The organism is Pirellulales bacterium, assembly GCA_019694455.1.
In the GTDB taxonomy this organism is placed as follows: Bacteria; Planctomycetota; Planctomycetia; order Pirellulales; family JAEUIK01; genus JAIBBY01.
The window spans coordinates 1-3,839 of record JAIBBY010000119.1; the positions used below are offsets into that span (position 1 = coordinate 1).

Below are 3,839 nucleotides of genomic sequence, written 5' to 3' on the forward strand. Positions count from 1 at the left end.
CTGGCGGCCAGCTTGCCGAGGGTGAGGCCCGCAAAATGACCGCGACGGTCGCGGAATTCGCGGATCTGCTGACGCGGCTAAACCCGTCGCAAGCGCTGTGTTACGGGGTAAATGGTCATGAACGCGCTCGCGTTCTCAGCCGCGACCGACTGAAAAATGCCCCGCCCGTCGATGCGAACGGAATCCCAGCCATCAGCCGCACCCGGCAGCACATGGGGTTCCCGCCCGACACGCCGGGCGTGCTGATGATCGACCACGACCCGAGCGAGCACGGTCCCCGGTTCACGGCTGGTGACGGGGCCGACCTGCTCGCCGCGCTCGCGAAAGTCGCGCCCGGCATCGCCGACGCGCCCACACTGTGGCGCCCTTCGGCGTCTTCCTGTATCTGGCGAACCGACGCTGACGGCAATCCAGTTGAGGAACTAAAGGGTGTCGGGGGGCAGCGGCTTTACCTGTTCGTCCGAGACGCCAGCGATATAGCGCGCGCCGGCAGGGCATTGTTCGAACGCTTGTGGCTAACGCCGGGCTTCGGCTGGATACAGGTCGGCGGGGCGGGGCAACTGCTGATGCGCAGTATCGTGGATGCATCGGTCTGGCAGCCCGAGCGCTTGGATTTCTGCGGTGGGGCTGCCTGCGGGGCAAGCCTTGTCCAGCGACTCCCCGACCCCATCGCTCGCAACGGCGATGCGGATTTTCTGGATACCCGGACCGCGATTCCGGATCTGGCTGTTTTCGAGCGTGAACGGTTCAAAAAACTGGTCCGCAGTAGAGAGTCGGAACTGCGGCAAGAATCCCAGCGCGTCCGTGAGGCTTGGGTGGCGGCCAAGGTCGATCAACGCACGGCGCAATGGATCGCCGACACCGAACGGACGAAGGAGCCCGACGACAGCGACGCGGCTACCCAAATCTTCATCGCCAAGATTAAGTTGAAAACCCTCTACGAGGTCGCGCTGGGCAAGCGCGGCCTTCTGCATGCTGATTTCGACCTGATCGTTGCCGAGGATGGACAGTGGGTATCCGCGACGGTGCGCGAAGTGCTGGCCGACCCGCAGCGCTTCAACGAACGGGAAACCCTCGACCCGCTGGAACCCGACTACGACGGCGGCCGCGCCGTGGGCTGGCTCAACTTGAATGCGGACCCGCCCGAGTTGTTCAGTCAGGCCCACGGTGGGCAGCGGTTCGAACTGGTGGGTGACCCGCCCGTTGAGGTCCAGGGCGCGAAAGATCACCCCGCGTGGGAGAGTGCCCGCGAGCACATCGCCGGGTTGGAACTCGAACCGGTCGCGGGGGGCACCGCGCTGGACTTGCTGAAGATCGCCCGCTTCGTTCCGGCCGACGCGAAGCACGGCGAACGGTCGGCGGAGTGGCTAGTCGCGAGCGCCGTCAAGAATGAAATGGGCGGGGACGTCGCTGCGTGGGGGGCGGCTTGCCCTGCCTTCGACGCCGCCCGCGTCATTGTCGATGCTTGGGCGACCGCAAACCAACGACCGAAGGCCCTGGCGCTATTCAAGCGCGGAAAACCCACCACGCCCGGCGCCAGAGGCGGGAAGGGCGTGGGTATCGGCTCGCTGCGTAGGGCAGCCCAAACGGAGAACGAAAATCAATCATATGAGGGGGGAGAGCCAGATTTTGCAGGTTACACGGGTTACGAGGATACAAAGCTGAATGGAAAGGAGAAAGCAAGTAACCCAGTATTAAAAGAAGAGGTTACAAGGTTACAAGATAGTAAGATTCCCTATTACTTCATGATTTTGCCCGATGGCTCCCAGATCGGAGGGTTGGGTCGCAAGGATGAATGCAAGCACGGCAAAGCCCCAAGGGGGCCGGGTCTTTGGTATGTCCACGTTGGGAACGTACCCACGCCCGACGGCGGCATGACGCGGCAATACTTTGCGCCGGAGTGGATCAGCGCCCCCTTCGAAGTGCTCGCCACGGCGGACGACGGGCGCGGGCATGGCTACGCCGTGGCGCTCAAATTCACCGCCCTGCACGGACAAACCCACGTCTGGACACTGCCCCGCGCGCTGCTGGTCACCGATGGCCGCGAGATTCTCCAGCGCCTATACGACATGGGCTTCAGGGCGACGGATAACCCGGCCCACGCCAACAAACACATCCGCGCCTATCTGAATCGCGCGCGTCCCGAGAAGCGCGCGGTGGCCACGGTCAAGACCGGTTGGACTCAGGGAGTGTTCGTGCTCCCAGATGCCGTGTTCGGGCAGGGTGACGACGAAGTGTTCTATCGGTCCGACGATCCGAGCCCATCGCCCTATTCGCTCGCCGGAACCCTCGATGGCTGGCGCGACGAGGTGGCGCGCGCCGTCGAGGATTTTGACGTCCCGGTGTTCGCATTGAGCGCGGCCTTTGCCCCGCCCTTGCTGGACCTGTTGAACGTGCAATCCGGAGGGCTGCACTTCATGGGTACTTCGACCACCGGTAAGACTACCTCGCAAAACTGGGCGCTGTCGGTCTGGGGCAAACCGCAAAATCTGCGGCGAAGCTGGCACGGCACGCGCGCCGGCTTCGAGATGACCGCCGCCACGCACTGCGATTCAGTGCTGATGCTGGACGAAATCGGGCAAGCCGATCCGCGCGAGATCGGCGATTTGATCTACATGATCTTCAACGAGGCCGGCCGGATGCGCGGAACCGCCCGTCTGACCGCGCGCGCTTTGCCGCGCTGGCAACTGATTCTGTTGTCTTCGGGTGAAAAATCCCTGCAGCAGATGATGCAGGATGCCGGCAAGGTGCCGATGGCTGGTCAAGAGTTGCGGCTGTTGCACATTCCGGTCGATGCCGGCGATGGCTGCGGGATTTTGAATGGGCTTGCCGATTCCGACGCCCGATCCGCCTTGATCAGGGAAGTCAATGTCGCTGTCTCCCGGCACCATGGTCACCCGATACGGGCGTTCCTTGATCGTTTGACCCGGCGCGAGACGGTGGCGACGGCTCCCAACGCGGCGAACCACCTGACGCAATTCGTGGACGCCATGACGCGCGGCAGCATAAGCGACGAAGTCAAGCGCGGGGCGCAGCGTTTCGCCATGGTCGGTTACGCGGGCGAGCTGGCATCCGATTGGGGAATCACAGGCTGGGCGCCCGGGCGAGCCCGAAGCGCGGCGGAAACGCTGTTTCGGCGCTGGCTGGCGACTTGGGGCACGGCAGCGCGCCACGACGAAACCGTGTTTCTTGAGCATCTGGAGGTCTGGCTATCCGGTAATCGACCAGGCCGCTTCGCCGAAGTCGATCCGGTCACGCTCGCCACACTCCAGGCGGCCGAACGCGCCATGACTTCGATGCGCCCGTTCTTCGGTTACGTCGCCGCCACGCCCGAGGGTTGGCGGTATTTTCTGAACGCGGCCGGTTGGCAAGACCTCACCAAGGGCGTCTCGCGCGACCTGGCCATCGATACGCTCCTTGCCACCGGGCGCCTGGAAAAGGATCCACGAGGGACGAAGGGAAAGCTGGTTCGGGTTGGTGACCGATCAAGCCCTGGACGGTATTACATCGTTCGCGAGGGCGGCGACCATGCTTAGCGATCGATGGCTGAAATTGAGCCAACCCACAGAGTCACTCGATACCGACGGCCAGGCCACGAAGACGCCAAGACCGATTGAGCAAGACCTGTCTGTGCCCGCGCCCAAGAGCCGCCCGGACGCCCCGGCGGTCGATTGGCGGGCCAGCACCTCGCCACCCCCCGAGCCCGTGCCCGAGGTGCGCTGTAGCGCCTGCCGGCACGCCCAGCCCGCCACGCCCGGCGATCCCTGGTCCTGGCACCTCTGCGCGGCCGGCGCGGATCGGGTGCATGGCTGGGGCATGGCGGCGCGGCAGTGCGGGCG

The 3,839-nt window shown here is 64.5% G+C and carries 2 protein-coding genes; both read left to right on the plus strand.

Features of this window, described 5'->3' with window-relative positions:
* Positions 1-35: 35 nt before the first annotated feature.
* On the plus strand, positions 36-3,536 hold the full coding sequence (locus K1X71_21075) for a DUF927 domain-containing protein (protein ID MBX7075642.1): 3,501 nt from the start codon (positions 36-38) through the stop codon (positions 3,534-3,536).
* Positions 3,529-3,839: hypothetical protein (locus K1X71_21080; protein ID MBX7075643.1), on the plus strand; the 311-nt coding region annotated here is incomplete at its 3' end. The genes K1X71_21075 and K1X71_21080, both read left to right, overlap by 8 nt.

Coding starts and splice junctions, on each gene's coding strand:
- K1X71_21075 (MBX7075642.1), top strand. CDS start 36: ATGACCGCGACGGTCGCGGAATTCGCGGATCTGCTGACGCGGCTAAAC.